Below are 17,381 nucleotides of genomic sequence, written 5' to 3' on the forward strand. Positions count from 1 at the left end.
TCTTGGATCAAGCCGGCAGCGGAAGTCGCTTGACCGCTGCCGTGCTTTGAGGGGCTTGCTCCGCCGAGAGTGCAGGCTTTGCTGCCTCGGCGGCTATTCCCTCGCCTGTCGCAACCTTCAGGCAGCAGATCACGCCGTCGCGCAGGGACGCGACGTAGTGATCCGCCCCGAGGGTTTTGCGCAGCGCCTCGTCCTGCAGGATCTTGTCGTCCGAGGGCCATAGGCCCACCATGATCGGCGCATTGGGAACCTGCTTGCGCAGGCGCCTCAGGAGATAGCGCAAGTGCGCGGGCGTGCCGCCGATCTCAAGATAGCAGACGCACACCATCTGGACGCCCGTGACGTCGAGCCTGAAGATCGTCGAGCGCGAGACATCCGCATGGGGCACGGTGCGGGTTCCCATTCCATGCTTGCCCAGGAGCTGAGCCAGCATATCGGCGGCGGCATCGTCCAATGCTCCCCGGCCGGCGATGCACATGATGGCGCCAGGCGCCGCCCAGGCGTCCGGGATCGCATCCTCCCGAGGCTTCGACTCGATCGCCGGCTCCTTGATGTCGGGCTTTTCGCTCCTCGGGGAGGCGATCGGCTCGACCTCCTGACTGTCCGTTTCAGGCTCCACATCGTCGTGGCCGCCCAGATCGTGCACCAATGCCTGGACGACATTCTTGATCTGCTCGAGCTGATGGCCTGTCAGCACGCCGCGGCTCGCATCGTTGGCCGCCAGCTGAAGGCCCCGCAGGGCGACCTCGTCATAGTAGGACGTCAGCGACCGCTCCTTGAGCAGGAGCTCGGCGGATTCGAGCGCCTCGTCCGGATCACCCGCCAGCATGCGCTGGTAGAGGTTCTCGGCCGGCGTCAGGGCTGGCCGGTCACCCAGAAGCACATCGAGAAACTCCAGCCTTTCCACGTGCCGCCCGAGCACCACGAGGCAGAGGGTCAGAGGGGTTGCAATGAGCAGGCCGACGGGTCCCCAGAGCCAAGTCCAGAAAATGGCCGAGATCACCACCGCGAAGGGCGACAGGCCTGTGCTCTGTCCATAGACGAGGGGCTCGACCACGTGCCCCATCAGGGGCTCGGTGATGACGAAGAGTGCCAGGGTCATGAGCGCCATGGACCAGCCCGGATCGACCGCAGCGGCGAGCATGACCGGAAAAGCGGCGGCGATGAAGGAGCCGATATAGGGCACGAATCGCAGCAGGGCCGTGAAGGCCCCCCAGAGGGCCGGACTCGGTACGCCGATGAGCCAGAGGCCGATGCCGATGAAAACCCCGAAGCTCGCGTTGAGGGCGAGCTGGGTCAGGAAGTACCGGCTGAGGCGTCTGGCGGCGTCGTCCATGGCGGCCGTGGTGCGATGCAGGTCGGTGGAGCCGAATAGGCGGATCATCCGGTCCCGCAGGTCTTCCCGCTGCAGAAGAATGAAGATCAGCACCACGAAGACGATGCCCGTTGTTGCAAGCGGATGGAGCAGCGGCGTCGCGATGCTGCGGGCGATCTCCAGCGGGGTCGGCTCGCGCTCGTGCACCTCGACCGGAAGCGGGCCGGGTTCCGGCGCTGGCGGAGCCGGGTTCGCCGGAACGCCTGCTGCGGAAGGAGGAGGCTCCGGCGTCTCCTTGGGAGCCTCTTTGACAGCGCTGTTGAACTCCCTGACCAGCGAAGGCAGACGCCCGATCGTCCCTTCGCGCAGGGAGCCGACCTTTTCCTTGATGGTGGTCTGATACCGGGGAAGGTCGGTCGCAAGACCCACGACCTGGAAGCCGATTACCGTGCCCAGCGCCCCGATGACGCTGAGAGTGAACAGGACCGCGATGATCACGGCGGGCACGCGACCCAGATGCCAGCGCCTCATGAGGTCCACGAAGGGAGCCAGTACGAAGGCGAGCAGGATCGCGAGCACCACCGGCAGGAACACATCCTGGCCGATATAAAGGGCTGCCAGGATGACGACGCCCACCGCCAGGGTCATCAGGCCGTTCATCCCCGGGACTCCAGGAGGCTGGATTTCCGTTTCCGGGGGCGGCGCTGGTGTTTGGGCGGAAGACATGGGCGAATCTCTGTCCGGCCTTGAGCGGCCAGCACGACAACGTTCGGAGGCCCGGATCGATCCTTGGCCGTTCCAGCCCAAGGGGAATCCTGGGACCATTTGCCGTCTGGGGAGAAGCGAAACCCGCTCCCATCTTATGGGTTCACTCAAGTCGCCCAGCACCTGAAAACACATGTCGGTTACCAGACGAACGCTCCTCATCGGCGCGGCCCTTGCTGCGTCTCCCGCCACTCATGCCCAAGACGGAGGCCTAAGCCCGATGCCGGTGACCGAACAGCGCCAGACGTTCAAGAGCGGCGGCCGGAATATTACCGTGGACGTGTTCCAGGCGGGCCCGCCATCCCGGCGTCCGGCGGTTCTCATGCTTCATGGCGCCGATGGCCTCCACGGCCACGGGCAATACCTCGACGCAGCCCGGCATGTGGCCGCGGCCGGCTATCAGGTCCACCTCGTCCATTATCTCGACCGGACAGGCGAGAGACGGGCCTCCTTCGGCACGCTGTTTCAGAATTTTCAGCCCTGGATGGAGACCGTGAATGACGCCCTCGTCTGGGTGTCCGGTCTCGCGACGACGGACCCGAACCGAATCGGGATCGTGGGAATTTCCCTGGGAGCGGCCCTGGGCCTTGCGGTCGCCAGCGCGGACCGCAGGATCAAGGCTCTGGTGAACTACTTCGGCCCCCTGCCCCATGGGGTCATCGCCCAGGATGCGCGCCTGCCGCCGACCCTGATCCTGCATGGGGGCATGGACCCCATCGTCCCGGTGGCGAACGCCTATGCGATCGAGGCCCTGCTGCGCCAGCAGGCGGTACCGCATGAGGTGAAGGTTTATCCGGAGCAGGCCCATGGCTTTCGAGGCGAGGCCCAGAGGGACGCAACGCAAAGGGCCCTGGCCTTTCTCAAGCGCCATCTGGCGACCAGCCCCGCCAGCGCCGGATCATCGCCCCTTCCGGCAGGCGGATGAGGCCGCCGGCGAAGAGCTATCTTCCGTCTTAGCGATGCCCCGCGGTTCAATGGGAGCATCGCGCCGAAAACGGGGTCCACTTTCGGGCCGGTTGCTTTAAGAATCAGCCCTTGAATCACATAAGGCGAAGAGGTCCATGACTGCATCCGACCAGACCCAGACAGACAATCCCCTGCTTCGCCCCTGGACCGCCCCCCACGGCCTTCCGCCCTTCGAAAGCATTACGCCGGACCAGTTCAGCCCCGCCTTCACCACGGCCCTCGCCGAGCAGCAGGCTGAAATCGCCGCCATCGCCGAATCGCCTGAGGAGCCCACATTCGCTAACACCGTCGAAGCCCTGGAGCGCAGCGGCGCGGCCCTCAAGCGAGTCGGCGGCGTGTTCTTCAATCTCGCAGGCTCGCACACCAACGACGCCATCCAGGCAGTCGAGCGCGAAATGGCCCCCGTCCTGGCCAAGCACCGCAACAGCATCTTCATGAACGAGGCGCTGTTCCGGCGCGTCGATGCCCTCTACAATGAGCGAGAAAATCTCGGCCTTACCGCCGAGCAGGCTCGCGTGCTTGAGCGTTATCGCACGATCTTCGTGCGCGCCGGCGCGCAACTCGCCCCGGACGAGAAAAAGAGGCTTGCCGCCGTCACGGAGCGGCTTGCCAGTCTCGGCACGCAATTCTCGCAGAACGTCCTGGCGGATGAGAAATCCTACAGGCTCATTCTGGAGACCGAAGAGGACCTTGCGGGCCTGCCGTCGTTCCTGCGAGAGGCGGCGGCGCAAGCTGCCGAGGAGGCGGGCCTGACGGGACGGCACATCATCACCCTGTCCCGCTCCAGCATCGAGCCCTTCCTGCAATTCTCCAGCCGGCGCGATCTGCGCGAGCAGGCCTTCAAGGCATGGGCCGCGCGGGGCGATAACGGCAACGCCACCGACAACAAGGCCATTATCGCCGAGATGGTGGCGCTGCGCGCCGAGCGCGCCGAACTCCTCGGCTATGACACCTTCGCGGACTTCAAGCTCGCCGACACCATGGCGAAGACGCCCGATGCCGTGCTCACGCTCCTGAACGAGGTTTGGACGCCGGCCCGCAGCCGGGCGCAGAAGGAGCGGGACGCCCTGCAGGCGCAGGCGCAAATGCGGGGCGACAACATCGAGATCGCGCCGTGGGACTGGCGCTACTATGCGGATCAGGTCCGCATGGCCCGGCACAATCTCGATGAGGCCACCATCAAGCCCTACTTCCAGCTCGACCGCATCATCGACGCGGCGTTCGACACGGCGCATCGCCTGTTCGGGCTGACCTTCCGCGAGTTGCAGGATTTTCCGCGCTACCATCCCGACATTCGCGCCTGGCAGGTGACGGATGATGAAGGCGCGCCTGTCGGCATCTTTATCGGCGACTATTTCGCTCGCGGGTCAAAGCGCAGCGGCGCCTGGATGAGCGCCTTCCGGTCGCAGGAAAGGCTCACCGGCGACATCCGGCCGATCATCGTGAACGTGATGAACTTCGCCAAAGCCGCACCCGGCGAGCCGTCGCTCCTGAGCTTCGACGATGCCCGCACGCTGTTCCATGAGTTCGGCCACGCGCTGCACGGCCTGCTCTCCAACGTGACCTATCCACTTCTTGCGGGCACGAGCGTTTCCACCGATTTTGTCGAGCTGCCGTCGCAGCTCTACGAGCATTGGCTCTCGCAGCCCGAGATCCTGCGCCGCTATGCGACCCATTACCGGACAGGCGAGCCGATCCCCGAGGCGCTGCTGGAGCGTCTGATGGCGGCGCGGAATTTCAACCAGGGCTTCTCAACGGTCGAATATTTGGCGTCGGCTTTCGTGGATATCGATCTTCACCGCCGCAAGCATTCCGGCGATCTGGACGTTTCAGCCTTCGAGAAGGAATCGCTCGAGCGCATCGGCATGCCGCGTGAGATCATCATGCGCCATCGCACGCCCCATTTCGCGCATGTGTTTTCCGGCGACGGATATTCGTCCGGGTACTACAGCTATCTCTGGTCGGAAGTGCTCGACGCCGATGCCTTCACGGCGTTCGAGGAGACGGGGGATGCCTTCAACCGGGACATGGCCGACAAGCTGAAGCGCTTCATCTACTCGGCGGGCAATCTTCGCGATCCGGCCGAGGCCTATCGGGCCTTCCGCGGGCGGCTGCCCACGCCGGATGCGCTTCTCGTCAAACGGGGATTGGCGGTTGCCGGGGAGGCGTGACGCCTCAGGAGTTGGAGACGCGATCGAGAAGTTCGATGCGGCGCTTGATCAGATCGATCCGCGCCGTGCCGGACTTGGGAGCATCCTTGGGAGAGGATGGGATACGGCGCAGGACGCTCAGCAGGAAAGCCGACCCGTTCGGGTCCAGTTTCAGGGCTTTTGCATCGAGCACCGGCATAGCGACCGCTTCCTTCTTGATTCGTGTTTTTGATGAAACGCAACGCCTTGAACACAACGGCACACGACGAAGCGGGTTCCTCAGAAAGATGCGAATCTCAGCTCACTGATCTGTCGGGACACCGCTCCCGGCTCCAAGATACATGCTGGAAAGTGGGCCTTATTGGGGCCGTCGGGAAAGCGCTGCGGCTCAAGGCAGAGCCCGGCATGCCGGCCATAACGGGCTCCTCCCAATCCCGGCACCCGAATGTCGATGAGATGACCGTCATAGAACTGAATGCCAGGCTCGGTGGTCCAGAGCTCCATCGAGACGCCGCTCTTGCGCGATTGCAGCGTCACCGCGTGAGCCAGCTCGCCTTCTCCCCGCAGCACGTAGTTGGTATCGTAGGACACGCTCGGGTTCATGAACTGCGACGCGCCGATGGGCCTTAAGTTCCTGAAGTCGTAAGGGGTATTTTCCACCGCCTTGATCTCGCCGCTCGGAATGAGATCCGGTGCGGTGGGCGTGATGAAATCGCCGGCAATCATCAGATGATGGGACGAGATATCCGAGCTGCCGTCGAGATTGAAATAGCAATGGGTGGTGAGGTTGACCGGCGTCGGCCGGTCGCAGGTTGCTTCGAGGGCCACCCTTACGGTCGCGCCCTCGTGGAGCGAATAGGTGCAGGTGGCGATCAGGCGTCCCGGATATCCCATGTCGCCATCGGCGGATACGAGCGCGAGGGTAACACTCGCGGGCTTGTGGTCGATCACGCTCCACAGACGCGTCCCGAACCCGTTCGAGCCCCCGTGGAGCTGGTTGCGACCCTCATTGGCATCGAGGACGAACGTCTCGCCGTCCAGGGTGAAGCGGGCATGGCCGATGCGGTTGGCATAGCGCCCGACGATCGCGCCGAAATAGGGCGAATGGGCAATGTAATCCTCGACCGAATTCAGCCCCAGCAGCACCCGCTGCGGTCCGCGGGCGGACGGCACGACCAGGTCGCGAATCACCGCCCCCCAGGTCATCACGCGCATCTCGGTTCCATCGGGACCCGTCAGCGCGATCTCCAGGACGTCCTGCCCGTCGACAACGCCAAACCGCTCGATCGTCATCGCTTATCCTTCGAAGATGTTGGCCATCTGGCCGCGGGTGTCGGTCTCCACCACGAAGAGATGGCCCGCCATGGGATCGATATGCGGATCATGGCCGATGGCCGCGGTGGTGATGTAGAGCGTGGTGAGATCGGGCCCACCGAACGCGCATTTCGTCACCTGGGCGGTGGGCACGGGGACGATCCGCTCGACCGTTCCGTCCGGTGCGAAGCGGGTGATTCGCGATCCACCCCAGTGGCACACCCACAGATGTCCTTCGGCATCCACCGCCATGCCGTCCGGATGGCCCCAGCCCTCCTCGAACTGGACGAACACCCGGGGCTTGCCGAGCTGGCCGTTGTCCAGGTCGAAGGCGTAGATGGTGCCGTTGGACGTGTCGGTGGCGTAGAGGGTGCGCCCGTCATGACTGAAGGCAGGGCCGTTGGTGACGGTGATGCCCTCGTGGAACTGGGTCAGCTCCTTTCCGTCCCAGCGCCAGAAGGCTCCGGTCGGATCGGTCTCCTCGTCGTGCATCGTGCCGAAATAGAGCGCTCCGTCTGGCCCCACATGACCGTCGTTGATCCGGTTGCCAGGGCTTTCCGGCTCGGGCGAGACGAGAGGCTGGATCTCGCCGCCGAAGAGATGGAACCGGGCGAGGCCCGACTTGAAGCCCGCGATGACGATATCTGGATCCGGCGTCAGGGCGATGAAGCCGACCCGTTCGGGCGCGTCGACCCGGGAATGCTTGCCGGTTTCCGGATGGTATCGCCAGACGCCGGGATTCTTGATGTCGACCCAGAAGACCGTGCTGGTGCGATGATCCCAGAGGGCCCCCTCGCCCACCACGCAGGCGCTCGGAACGACCACGTGCGGGGTCTTCGAATGGACGACTGGACTGGTCATGGCTGTTCCCGCATCTGGTTTTGTCTCACCGGGTCGTAACTCTGCTGCCGCGCCGAGGGTTCGATCAAGCCCCGACCGGAGCGTCCGCAATCCGAGCCGCCAGGGACACGAGGCTCATGTCCGAGCCTGCCGGTCCCATGATCGATAGACCGAGCGGCGCTCCCGCCCGGGAAGCGAGCGGGATGGAAACCTGCGGCTGGCCGGACAGCACGGACAGGCACAGGAGGTTGAGGGCGTTGTTGCGGTAGTCGTTCAGTGATTCTTCGCTCTCGGACAAAAGGGGCGCGATATCGGGCATGCTCGGCAGAACCAGGATCGCATCCTGGCCGAACAGGGCCCCGAACCGTTCGCGGAACACGCTGCGGATGCCGAGTGATTCGGTCACCTGTTGGTCCGTGACGGCTTTCGAGAACTCGAACCGGTCCTTCACGCCGGGTCCGAGAGGCGGCTGGAACCGCTCGATCATGGCCCCGTCCGTGGCCCAGGCCTCCCGGCTCTGAATATACCGCATGGCCCAATAGAGGGTCGTGAAGCCGTCCTGGGCGGCGTTGACCTCCTGGGTTCGGCCGACCACCGCCTCGATTTGCCGAAGAGCGGGTTGGAGCGCCTCCCGCACCGGCCCCTGGAGCAGCCCGAAGGTGTCCTTGGCGAGCAGAACCCTGGGCTTTTGCGGCAGGGGCGCGGTGTCCTCGCCCAGCAGAACCTCGCCCACTCGGGTGAAGGTCGCCGCGTCTCGGGCGAAAAACCCGCAGGTGTCGAAGGACGGGGAGAGATCGTGGCAGCCTTCGAGGCTGACCCGGCCGTGGGTCGGGCGTAGGCCGAAGAGCCCACAATGGTTCGCTGGTCCCCTGACCGAGCCGCCGGTATCGGTCCCGAGCGCGAAGTCGCACATCTTGTTCGATACGGCGGAGGCCGACCCCGATGACGATCCGCCGGGAATGCGATCGGGCGCTCCTCCATTGATGGGAGTGCCGAAATGGGCGTTCTTGCCGCTCAGCGAAAAGGCGAGCTCGTCCGTGATCGTCTTGCCGACGAAGCGCGCGCCCGCATCGAGCAGCTTCTGCACGCTCGGCGCCGTCCGGGTCTTGATGCCCGACAGGGCGAGCATGTGAGGCGATCCGCTGCTGGTCGGGTAGCCTGCCACATCGAACAGATCCTTGACCGCGAAGGTAAGCCCGGAGAGCGGCCCGGTCTCGGCATGGCGCACGGCGGCGGCGGGATAGGGCATGAAGGCGCGGGCGGGATCAGCATCAAGGAGCATGGGATCACATCAACAAGGAGCCAGGGAAGAGTGGGCGCTCAATCTGTCACCCGCCACAAACCTCAGCAAGGCAGGAATTCCTGCTCTGCTCACCATTCAGGCTTCCTTCATGCGCCAATCGGCCCTACATCCTCCCAAATCCTTCATGGAAGGGAACGAGATGGCGAAGGTATCGATGATCCGCTGGCTGGCTCTTGGAATGGCCTTGGCTCTTGGAGCGCCCGCGTCGGCGCAGCAGGCCCCGATCAAGATCGGCGAGCTCAACTCCTACGCCCGCTGGGCCGCCTTCACGGTTCCGTACCGCAACGGATGGCAGCTTGCTCTCGACGAAATCAACGCCAAGGGCGGCGTCCTCGGCCGCAAGATCGAGATCATCTCCCGCGAGGATGGCGCAACCACGGGCGACGCGACGCGCGTGGCCGATGAGCTCGTGACCCGCGAGGGCGTGTCGCTTCTGTTCGGCTCGTTCCTGTCGAATGTTGGTGTCGCCATGGCGGACTACGCCAACCAGAAGAAAATCGTCTATGTGGCGGCCGAGCCTCTGACCGACGCCATCACCATGGCGCAGGGCAATCGCTACACCTTCCGCGTCCGCCCCAGCAACTACATGCAGGTGGGCATGCTGGTGGAGCAGGCGAAGGCCTCGGGCGCAAAGCGCTGGGCCATCGTTGCGCCGAACTACGAATATGGCCAGTCGGCCGCGCAGGTGTTCAAGCGCCTCATTCAAGAGCGCGTCCCAGGCGCGGAAATCGTCGCCGAGCAATATCCGGCTCTGGGCAAGATCGAGGCGGGCGCAACCGTGTCGGCTCTCGAACAGGCGAAGCCCGACGGCATCTTCAACGTGCTCTTCGGTCCCGACCTCACGCAATTCGTCCGCGAGGGCAATACCCGCGGCCTGTTCGAGGACAAGTCGATCCTCTCGCTCCTCACCGGTGAGCCTGAATGGCTCCTGCCCCTCAAGGACGAGGTGCCTGAGGGCTGGACCGTTACCGGCTATCCCTGGGACGAGATCACGGAGCCGAAGCACAAGGCCTTCGTGGATGCCTACCGGGCCAAGTTCAACGAAACGCCTCGCCTGGGCTCCCTTCTTGGCTACATGGTCGTCTACATGATCCGCGATACGATCGAGCGGTCTGGATCGGCCGAATCGGATGCCCTTGTGAAGGCGTTCCAGGACGCCAAGTTCGACACCGTGATCGGCCCCGTGACCATGCGCGGCATCGACCATCAGGCCAGCATGGGGGCCTGGGTCGGCAAGCTCGTGCTCAAAGGCGCGACCGGCGGCATGACCGACTGGAAATATCACGACGGCACGTCGTTCCTTCCGACAGAAGCCGAGGTCAAGGCCGCGCGCAAGGAGTGACGGTTTGAGGGCGAGTCCATGGATCTCTCGTTCCTAGCCATTCAGGCTCTCAACGGGCTTGCCAGTGCTTCGTCGCTCTTCATCACCGCATGCGGCCTGACCCTGGTCTTCGGCGTCACCCGGATCGTGAATTTCGCCCACGGCTCCCTCTACATGATCGGAGCCTACACGGCCGCGACCCTGGTGCCGTGGCTCCTCGAACTCTCCTTCGGCCCGGTGACGTTCTGGGCCGGCATTCTCGTCTCGGCGCTGGTCGTCGGCCTCATCGGCGTCCTGATCGAGGTCCTGCTCCTGCGGCGCATCTACGGAGCGCCGGAACTCTTTCAGTTGCTCGCCACCTTCGGGGTCGTGCTCGTGGTGCAGGATCTGGTGGTTCAGGTGTTCGGGCCGCAGGACATTCTCGGCCCGCGAGCCCCGGGTCTGCGCCAGCCGGTCGAGATCCTGGGCCGCCGCTTCCCGTCCTACGAACTCGTGTTGATCGCGGCGGGCCCGGTGGTGCTTGGCCTCGTGTGGCTGCTCCTGCGAAAGACCCGCTTCGGCGTGCTGGTGCGCGCCGCGACGCAGGACCGGGAGATGGTGGCGTCGCTTGGCGTGAACCAGGCGCTGCTCTTCACCGGCACGCTGTTTCTCGGCGCGTTTCTCGCCGGCCTCGGCGGCGCGCTTCAGATCCCGCGCGTTGCGGCCAATACGGGCATGGACCTGTCGATCATCGCCGAGAGCTTCGTGGTCACCGTGGTGGGCGGCATGGGCAGCGTGCCGGGAGCATTTCTCGCGGCCCTCATCATCGGCCAGTTGCAGGCCTTCGGCATCCTGATCTTTCCCAAAGGCACCCTGGTGGTCGTGTTCCTGCTCATGGCGGTGGTTCTGGCGGTCCGGCCCTTCGGCCTGTTCGGGCGGCCCGAGGTGATCGGCGGAACCCACGCGGTCGGCATTGCGAGCCGCAAGCCCCAGCGCAACGGCATGATATGGGGCATAGGCATCGTGGCGCTGCTTGCCTGCCTGCCCCTCGTGGCGGACCAGTATCTCCTCAAGGTCGCGACCGAGATCCTGATCTTCGGTCTCTTCGCCTTCAGTCTGCAGATCCTCATCGGCGTCGGCGGTCTCGTCAGCTTCGGACACGCGGCCTTTTTCGGCCTTGGAGCCTATGGGGCGGCGCTGGGGGTCAAATGGCTCGGGGCTCCCATGGAGGCCGCCCTGCCCCTCGGGCTCGTCCTGGCAGGCGCGGGCGCTGCCCTCATCGGGGCCTTCGTGGTGCGCCTGTCGGGCATCTATCTCGCCATGATGACCTTGGCGGCCGCGCAGATCCTTTACGCGGTCGCGTTCCAGTGGGTGGACGTGACGGGCGGCGACAATGGCATCGTGGGCGTCTGGCCCTCGGCTTGGGCGAGCGGTCAAAGCGCCTATTACCTGCTGACCCTGACGCTCGTCGCCGCGACGGTGTTCCTCCTGAAGCGCCTGATCGACGCGCCGTTCGGCTATGCCTTGAGGGCGGCGCGGGACTCCGAGTCCCGCGCGGAGGCCATCGGCCTTAAAGTACGCCGGCACCGCTGGCTCGCCTTCGTGGTGTCCGGCGCGGCGGCCGGCATGGCGGGCGGCATCTATGCCTTTTCCCGCGGCTCGGTGGATCCCAGCCTCCTCGGAATTCCAACTTCGGTCGATGCGCTCACCATGCTGCTTCTGGGCGGCATCCAGACCGTCACCGGCCCGCTCGTAGGCGCCGGCGTCCTCCATGCCCTGCGCGACCAGATCATGCCGCTCACCTCCCTCTGGCGGCTGCTCTTGGGCCTGAGCATCATCGCCATGGTGCTGATCTTCCCGCGCGGTCTCGTCGGCACCATCCGGCACTGGCGAGAGGAGCGGGCATGACCCTGCTGGCCGTGCAGAACCTGGGCAAATCCTTCGGCGGGGTGGTCGCGGCCCGGGACGTCGCCTTTACCCTTGAGCGCGGCGAGATGCTGGCGCTGATCGGCCCCAACGGGGCGGGCAAGTCCACCGTATTCAACATGATCGGCGGCCAGCTCCGCCCCGATCACGGGGCCATTCTCCTTGACGGACAGGCCATTACGGCGGCCTCCCCGCAGGCCCGCTTCCGAAAAGGCGTCGGACGCACGTTCCAGGTGGCCCAGACATTCCTGTCCATGACGGTGGTCGAGAACGTGCAGATGGCCCTCGTCAGCTGCCATCGGGAAGCCCAAGGCCTCTGGAAGCCGACCCGTGAGCACTATCGCGGCCAAGCCCTCGAGCTGTTGGCCCTGATGGGCATGGCGGATGCGGCCGACCGCTCCTGTTCGGCCCTGGCCTACGGGGATGTGAAGCGGGTGGAGCTGGCCATCGCCCTTGCGGGCGGTCCCAAGCTCCTCCTGATGGACGAGCCCACGGCCGGCATGGCTCCCCGGGAGCGGGCCGCCCTGATGGACCTGACCTCGTCCATTGCGGCCTCGCGGCAGATCGGGGTGCTGTTCACCGAGCATGACATGGACGTTGTCTTCGGCCATGCGGCGCGGGTCCTTGTGCTCCTGCGCGGCGAGATCATCGCCGCCGGCTCGCCCGACGAAATCCGCCAGAACCCCAGGGTCAGGCAGGCCTATCTGGGGGATGAGCATGCGCTCCACGCACCGGCCCTGGAGCGCCCCGCATGACCGCGCCCCTGCTCGACGTGGCGAACCTGACCGCCGCCTATGGCCATGCGCAGGTTCTGTTCGGCCTCTCGTTCCAGCTCCATCCGGGCGAGGTGGTGGCGCTCGTGGGACGCAACGGGGCCGGCAAGACCACCACTCTCAAGGCCATCATGGGACTTGTCACCGCGACGGCAGACCGCCTTGCTTTCCGGCAGACGTCTCTGCTGGGCCTGCCGACATACCGGATCGCCCGTGTGGGACTCGGCTACGTGCCTGAAGACCGGCGGGTCTTCACGGACCTGACCGTTGACGAGAACCTGGAGGTCGGCCGCAAGGCCGCCCGCGCGGGCGTTTCTCCGTGGACGCCGGAACGGCTTTTCGACCTTTTCCCGAACCTCGCCGAGATGCGGGGACGGCGGGGCAACCAGATGTCGGGCGGCGAGCAGCAGATGCTGACCATCGCCCGCACCCTCATGGGCAACCCGGACGCAATCCTGCTCGACGAGCCCTCGGAAGGGATCGCACCCGTGATCGTCCAGATGATGGCCGGGGCGATCCGGGCGATGAAGGCCGAAGGGGTCGCGGTGCTGCTGTCCGAGCAGAACTGGGCTTTCGCGGCGGGAATCAGCGACCGGGCCTGCGTGATCGAGCGGGGCGAGATCCGGTTCCAGGGCTCCATGGAGGCCTTGATGGCCGATGCGGAGCTGCGGGCCGACACCCTGGGGGTCTGAGGCCAAATTGCTCAGGCTCGCGTCAGGACATTGACGCGCGAACCCAAACGACCGATATGCACCGGGTCCGGCGCGCTCCGCGCCGTTCTCCAGATTTCTAGCGTTTTTAAGGATTTCCCGCTTCATGGGCGTCATCCATGTGACCGATCGAGAAGGCCAGCGTCATACCCTCGAGGCCATTGAGGGTTGGCGGGTCATGGAGATCATCCGGGATTGGGGCTTGCCCATCGAGGGCCTGTGCGGCGGAGCCTGCGAATGCGCCACCTGCCACGTCTTCGTGAACGAGGACTGGCTGGAAAAGCTCTACCCCGCCTCCGACGAGGAGGAGGATCAGCTCGACACGGTGATTACCCAGGCCAATTCCCGCCTGTCCTGCCAGATCATCTGGACCCCCGACCTCGACGGACTGGAACTCACCCTCGCCCCCGCCGGCGGCTGACCGTCAAGCCTGCCGCATTGCCAACGACGGGAGACCGTGCTTTCCCCGGGTCTCTCGAAGGAGCCTGTTCATGACCGACAATATCGAAACCGACGTCGTCATCATCGGTGCGGGGCCTGTGGGCCTGTTCGCCGTGTTCGAACTCGGGCTCCTCGACATCAAATGTCACGTGGTCGACATTCTGCCAAAGGTGGGCGGCCAATGCGCCGAGCTCTATCCCGAAAAACCGATCTACGACATTCCGGGCTTTCCCATGGTGACCGGCCAAGCGCTCGTGGACAACCTGATGGCGCAGATCGAACCGTTCCATCCCACCTTCCACCTGAACGAGATGGTGGAAAGCGTCGAGTCGCTCGGAACGCCCGAGGCCCCGTTGTTCCGCGTGAAGACGTCCGAGAACGAAACCACCTTCACCTGCAAGGCGCTCATCATCGCCGCGGGCGGTGGGTCGTTCCAGCCCAAGAAGCCGCCGATCGAGCATATAGAAGCCTATGAGGGCACCGGCGTGTTCTATGCGGTGCGCCACATGCAGATGTTCCGCGACAAGCGCATCCTCATCGTCGGCGGCGGCGATTCTGCCCTCGACTGGACCGTGAACCTGCAGCCCATCGCCAAGCGCCTGACGCTCCTTCACCGCCGCGATGCCTTCCGGGCCGCGCCGCATACCGTGGAAAAGATGCGCTCGCTGGTGGCTTCCGGCGACATGGATCTGCACCTCGGACAGGTCACCACCCTTAAGGGCGAAGCGCCCGTTCTTGAAGGGGCGGTGATCAAGAAGGATGACGGCTCGACCTTCGACGTCGATTGCGACGTGATGCTGCCCTTCTTCGGCCTGACCATGAAGGTTGGCCCCATTGCCGATTGGGGCCTGAACCTGCACGAGAACCTGATCCCGGTCGACACGGAAAAGTTCGAGACCAATGTGCCGGGCATCTTCGCCATCGGCGACATCAACACCTATCCGGGCAAGCTGAAGCTCATTCTCTCAGGCTTCCACGAGGGCGCGCTGGCGGCTCAGAAGGTGCACCGCTACGTGTATCCCGAAAAGCGGCTGCTGTTCCAATACACGACCTCGTCCACGAGCCTGCAGAAGAAGCTGGGCGTCGCGGCGTAACGCATCTGCGGGAGACGGCCCGCCTTCCTCTTGCGGAGCGGGCCGGTTCCTGAAAATGTTCGTCCCATGACGAACCCATCAGACCTCTCCCTCGGCCGCCGCGCCATGGCGCTGCTCGACACCCTCGCACAGCATAGCGACGAGCCGGGACGCCTCACCCGGCTCTATCTCTCGCGCGCCCATCGGGACGCCGCGCAGACGACCCTGCGCCTCATGCAGGAGGCCGGCCTCGACAGCCACATCGACCCCATCGGCACCGTCGTCGGCCGTCTGGAGGGCTCCGACCCGGATGCGCCTGCGCTCATCATCGGCTCGCATATCGACACCGTGGTGGATGGCGGCCGGTTCGACGGAACGCTGGGTGTCGTGCTCGGCATCGTCACCGTCGAGGCTTTGCGCCAGCAGGGCGTCACACCGGCCTGCCCTATCGAGATCGTGGCCTTCGGCGACGAGGAGAACGTTCGCTTTCCGACCAACCTGTCGTCCTCCCACGCGCTGTCGGGCCGCTATAACCCAGCCTGGCTCGATGGAACCGATCAGGACGGCGTATCATTGCGCGATGCGCTTGCGCAGTTCGGCGGCGACGAGAACGGTATCGGGTCGATTGCGCGCAACCCGGCCCGCTACCAGGGCTATCTCGAGGTTCATATCGAGCAGGGACCGTTGCTGGAGGCCAAGGATCTTCCGGTGGGAATCGTCTCGGCCATCAACGGCATCACCCGCGCTCGCGCGTCGGTGACCGGCGAGGCGGGGCATGCGGGCACCGTGCCGATGGCGATGCGGCGCGATGCCCTGGCGGCCGTCGCCGAGATGATCGGCATCGTCGAGCGCGCCGGCGCCAAGCGCAACGACACGGTGGCGACCGTGGGCGTCGCACAGGTGCAGCCCGGCGCCATCAACGTCATTCCAGCGCGGGTCGATTTCACCCTCGACGCCCGGGCTCCGGACGACGCGGTCCGTCACGCCATGGTGCAGGACATCGTGTCCGAATGCGAAGCGGCCGCGCACAGGCGAGGCGTCGCCTTCACCATCGAGCCGTTCATGGATTCGCCCGCCACGCCGATGGATAAAAATCTGATCACGCAGCTGGAGGACGCGGTTCGGCAAGCCGGCATCGCGCCGCTTCACCTTGCGTCCGGCGCAGGTCACGATGCGGTGGCCATGGCCGGCCTCTGCCCGTCGACGATGCTCTTCGTGCGCTGCAAGGAAGGCATCAGCCATAATCCGGCCGAGTCGATCACGGTCGAGGATGCGGACGTGGCGGCGCGCGTGCTCGTCGAAACCGTGAGGAAACTCACCTCCGCGGAGTTGCGCTCATGACGCTGTCTCCCATCATCGAACTCGTCGAAGAGCCGGGTCCCGCGCTCACTCAGACGATCCTCGAAGGCGTCCGCTCATACAACCGGTCCCTATTTCCGAACCATCCGGACGGAAAGGATCTCGCCATCGGCATCCGAGACCCTGACAGCCAAGCGTTCGTGGGCGGCCTGTTGGGACGCATGGCTGGCGGATGGCTGGCGATCGAGCTTCTCTTCGTGCCGGAGGCGCTGCGCGGAAATGGGCTTGCCACAAGGCTGATCGCCATAGCCGAGAATGAAGCCTGCGAGCGGGGCTGTCATGCGGCGTGGATCGATACGCTCAACCCAAAGGCGCGACAGCTTTATGAACGCCTCGGTTATGTCATCTTCGGAGAGCTCGAAAACTATCCGGTCGGATCCAGCCGCTTCTTTCTCCAGAAGGCGCTCGGCCCCGTTCCGGCCATCTAATTCTCAACCGCGCCACTCCTCCGCGAGGATCGCCCAGCGTTCGTGATCGCGCCAATCTCCCGCGATCTTAAGATAACGCGGGGAAAAGCCCTCTTGCCGGAACCCGAGGCGCTTCGCCAGTGCGCGGGAGGGCGCGTTCCCGGGTTGGATGTTGGCCTCGAGGCGATGAAGTCCGAGGTCGTGAAAGGCATAGGACACGCCGAGCCTGACGGCCTCCGTCATCAGGCCGCGCCCGCTCATGCCGGCAATGCCGTAATAGCCCAGATAGGCGTTCTGGAAGAAGCCGCCCACGATCTCGCTGAGATTGACCACGCCCGCGATCCGGCCGCCTGCTCTCTCGCGCGCAATGAGACCCAAGTATCTCCCGTCCTGGCAGCGGTTGAAATAAGCATGGAAGCTGACTTCGTCGCGGCACGGCGAGACCCAAGGCTCGTGCAGCGAGATGCTGGCAAGATTAGCCGTGATCAATTCGGCGCCATCTTCAAGGCGAACCGGCCGAATGACAACGGAGGACGAGGAGGTCATGATTTTGTTCTCGCTCCCAGGAACCTTGGCCTTGCCCTATAGTTACCCCTTGTCTGCCCAACGATGAAGGATCGAATCATACTAAGTCCCTGAAGGGCTGACTCGTTCGTGATTTTCTGCGTCGGGGTGGGTGTGATTCAACTTGGCGAGCCATGGAGGTTCGCCATGCCGATCCCACTCCGTTCTGACTTCG

16 protein-coding genes are annotated in these 17,381 nt (G+C 64.9%); 10 read left to right on the plus strand and 6 right to left on the minus strand.

Features of this window, described 5'->3' with window-relative positions; all coding sequences use genetic code 11:
- Window positions 1-7: 7 nt before the first annotated feature.
- Window positions 8-2,041 (minus strand): AI-2E family transporter, encoded by a 2,034-nt coding sequence (locus tag DRB19_RS23810; RefSeq protein ID WP_114188509.1) that lies wholly within the window; start codon window positions 2,039-2,041, stop codon window positions 8-10.
- Between the two features lie 172 nt (window positions 2,042-2,213).
- Between DRB19_RS23810 and DRB19_RS23815 the strand changes: the two genes are divergently transcribed.
- Together DRB19_RS23815 and DRB19_RS23820 are read left to right on the plus strand one after the other, a co-directional pair.
- Window positions 2,214-3,005 carry a dienelactone hydrolase family protein gene (locus DRB19_RS23815; RefSeq protein WP_245439784.1) on the plus strand — a complete coding sequence of 264 codons (792 nt, stop codon included), beginning with the start codon at window positions 2,214-2,216 and terminating at the stop codon, window positions 3,003-3,005.
- Between the two features lie 136 nt (window positions 3,006-3,141).
- On the plus strand, window positions 3,142-5,217 hold the full coding sequence (locus tag DRB19_RS23820) for a M3 family metallopeptidase (protein WP_114188511.1): 2,076 nt from the start codon (window positions 3,142-3,144) through the stop codon (window positions 5,215-5,217).
- A gap of 4 nt (window positions 5,218-5,221) precedes the next feature.
- Here DRB19_RS23820 and DRB19_RS30200 read toward each other — a convergent pair whose 3' ends face one another.
- The 4 genes from DRB19_RS30200 to DRB19_RS23835 form a co-directional block, all read right to left on the minus strand.
- Window positions 5,222-5,395, minus strand: coding sequence for a hypothetical protein (locus tag DRB19_RS30200; protein ID WP_162815831.1), 174 nt, complete (start codon window positions 5,393-5,395; stop codon window positions 5,222-5,224).
- Window positions 5,396-5,475: 80 nt separating this feature from the next.
- Window positions 5,476-6,489 (minus strand): aldose epimerase family protein, encoded by a 1,014-nt coding sequence (locus tag DRB19_RS23825; protein WP_114188512.1) that lies wholly within the window; start codon window positions 6,487-6,489, stop codon window positions 5,476-5,478.
- Window positions 6,490-6,492: 3 nt separating this feature from the next.
- Entirely contained in the window at window positions 6,493-7,371 is an 879-nt protein-coding gene (locus DRB19_RS23830; RefSeq protein ID WP_114188513.1) for an SMP-30/gluconolactonase/LRE family protein, read from the minus strand.
- 64 nt (window positions 7,372-7,435) lie between these two features.
- Window positions 7,436-8,632: an amidase gene (locus tag DRB19_RS23835; protein WP_114188514.1), complete on the minus strand. Its 1,197-nt coding sequence runs from the start codon at window positions 8,630-8,632 to the stop codon at window positions 7,436-7,438.
- A gap of 175 nt (window positions 8,633-8,807) precedes the next feature.
- Between DRB19_RS23835 and DRB19_RS23840 the strand changes: the two genes are divergently transcribed.
- The 8 genes from DRB19_RS23840 to DRB19_RS23875 all read left to right on the plus strand — a co-directional run bounded on the left by DRB19_RS23840 (window position 8,808) and on the right by DRB19_RS23875 (window position 16,663).
- A complete protein-coding gene (locus tag DRB19_RS23840) occupies window positions 8,808-9,995 on the plus strand; it encodes an ABC transporter substrate-binding protein (RefSeq protein WP_373867391.1) in 1,188 nt (395 codons plus the stop codon).
- Window positions 9,996-10,013: 18 nt separating this feature from the next.
- Window positions 10,014-11,861, plus strand: coding sequence for an ABC transporter permease (locus tag DRB19_RS23845; protein WP_114188515.1), 1,848 nt, complete (start codon window positions 10,014-10,016; stop codon window positions 11,859-11,861).
- Window positions 11,858-12,634 (plus strand): ABC transporter ATP-binding protein, encoded by a 777-nt coding sequence (locus DRB19_RS23850; RefSeq protein ID WP_114188516.1) that lies wholly within the window; start codon window positions 11,858-11,860, stop codon window positions 12,632-12,634. The genes DRB19_RS23845 and DRB19_RS23850 overlap by 4 nt, the downstream gene beginning before the upstream one ends.
- Complete coding sequence (locus tag DRB19_RS23855) at window positions 12,631-13,344, plus strand: ABC transporter ATP-binding protein (RefSeq protein WP_114188517.1); 714 nt, start codon at window positions 12,631-12,633, stop codon at window positions 13,342-13,344. The genes DRB19_RS23850 and DRB19_RS23855 overlap by 4 nt, the downstream gene beginning before the upstream one ends.
- Window positions 13,345-13,468: 124 nt before the next feature.
- Window positions 13,469-13,783, plus strand: a complete 315-nt coding sequence (locus DRB19_RS23860; RefSeq protein ID WP_114188518.1) for a 2Fe-2S iron-sulfur cluster-binding protein — start codon at window positions 13,469-13,471, stop codon at window positions 13,781-13,783.
- A gap of 70 nt (window positions 13,784-13,853) precedes the next feature.
- Entirely contained in the window at window positions 13,854-14,897 is a 1,044-nt protein-coding gene (locus DRB19_RS23865) for an NAD(P)/FAD-dependent oxidoreductase (RefSeq protein ID WP_114188519.1), read from the plus strand.
- A gap of 66 nt (window positions 14,898-14,963) precedes the next feature.
- Window positions 14,964-16,217: an allantoate amidohydrolase gene (locus tag DRB19_RS23870; protein WP_114188520.1), complete on the plus strand. Its 1,254-nt coding sequence runs from the start codon at window positions 14,964-14,966 to the stop codon at window positions 16,215-16,217.
- The gene (locus DRB19_RS23875; RefSeq protein ID WP_114188521.1) at window positions 16,214-16,663 is read left to right on the plus strand and encodes a GNAT family N-acetyltransferase; all 450 of its coding nucleotides are present in this window, start codon (window positions 16,214-16,216) and stop codon (window positions 16,661-16,663) included. Before DRB19_RS23870 ends, DRB19_RS23875 begins: the two co-directional genes overlap by 4 nt.
- Window positions 16,664-16,666: 3 nt before the next feature.
- Here the strand turns inward: DRB19_RS23875 and DRB19_RS23880 are convergent, their stop codons facing one another.
- On the minus strand, window positions 16,667-17,188 hold the full coding sequence (locus tag DRB19_RS23880) for a GNAT family N-acetyltransferase (RefSeq protein ID WP_114188522.1): 522 nt from the start codon (window positions 17,186-17,188) through the stop codon (window positions 16,667-16,669).
- Window positions 17,189-17,381: the final 193 nt, after the last annotated feature.

The organism is Microvirga aerophila, assembly GCF_003332305.1.
GTDB classification, from domain to species: Bacteria; Pseudomonadota; Alphaproteobacteria; order Rhizobiales; family Beijerinckiaceae; genus Microvirga; species Microvirga aerophila.

Excerpts from the sequence above, each read along its gene's own strand:
- DRB19_RS23810 (WP_114188509.1), bottom strand. The coding sequence starts at position 2,041 with ATGTCTTCCGCCCAAACACCAGCGCCGCCCCCGGAAACGGAAATCCAG.
- DRB19_RS23865 (WP_114188519.1), top strand. The coding sequence starts at position 13,854 with ATGACCGACAATATCGAAACCGACGTCGTCATCATCGGTGCGGGGCCT.
- DRB19_RS23860 (WP_114188518.1), top strand. The coding sequence starts at position 13,469 with ATGGGCGTCATCCATGTGACCGATCGAGAAGGCCAGCGTCATACCCTC.
- DRB19_RS23880 (WP_114188522.1), bottom strand. The coding sequence starts at position 17,188 with ATGACCTCCTCGTCCTCCGTTGTCATTCGGCCGGTTCGCCTTGAAGAT.
- DRB19_RS23825 (WP_114188512.1), bottom strand. The coding sequence starts at position 6,489 with ATGACGATCGAGCGGTTTGGCGTTGTCGACGGGCAGGACGTCCTGGAG.
- DRB19_RS23815 (WP_245439784.1), top strand. The coding sequence starts at position 2,214 with ATGTCGGTTACCAGACGAACGCTCCTCATCGGCGCGGCCCTTGCTGCG.
- DRB19_RS23850 (WP_114188516.1), top strand. The coding sequence starts at position 11,858 with ATGACCCTGCTGGCCGTGCAGAACCTGGGCAAATCCTTCGGCGGGGTG.
- DRB19_RS23870 (WP_114188520.1), top strand. The coding sequence starts at position 14,964 with ATGACGAACCCATCAGACCTCTCCCTCGGCCGCCGCGCCATGGCGCTG.
- DRB19_RS23845 (WP_114188515.1), top strand. The coding sequence starts at position 10,014 with ATGGATCTCTCGTTCCTAGCCATTCAGGCTCTCAACGGGCTTGCCAGT.
- DRB19_RS23875 (WP_114188521.1), top strand. The coding sequence starts at position 16,214 with ATGACGCTGTCTCCCATCATCGAACTCGTCGAAGAGCCGGGTCCCGCG.
- DRB19_RS23855 (WP_114188517.1), top strand. The coding sequence starts at position 12,631 with ATGACCGCGCCCCTGCTCGACGTGGCGAACCTGACCGCCGCCTATGGC.
- DRB19_RS30200 (WP_162815831.1), bottom strand. The coding sequence starts at position 5,395 with ATGCCGGTGCTCGATGCAAAAGCCCTGAAACTGGACCCGAACGGGTCG.
- DRB19_RS23820 (WP_114188511.1), top strand. The coding sequence starts at position 3,142 with ATGACTGCATCCGACCAGACCCAGACAGACAATCCCCTGCTTCGCCCC.
- DRB19_RS23840 (WP_373867391.1), top strand. The coding sequence starts at position 8,808 with ATGATCCGCTGGCTGGCTCTTGGAATGGCCTTGGCTCTTGGAGCGCCC.
- DRB19_RS23835 (WP_114188514.1), bottom strand. The coding sequence starts at position 8,632 with ATGCTCCTTGATGCTGATCCCGCCCGCGCCTTCATGCCCTATCCCGCC.
- DRB19_RS23830 (WP_114188513.1), bottom strand. The coding sequence starts at position 7,371 with ATGACCAGTCCAGTCGTCCATTCGAAGACCCCGCACGTGGTCGTTCCG.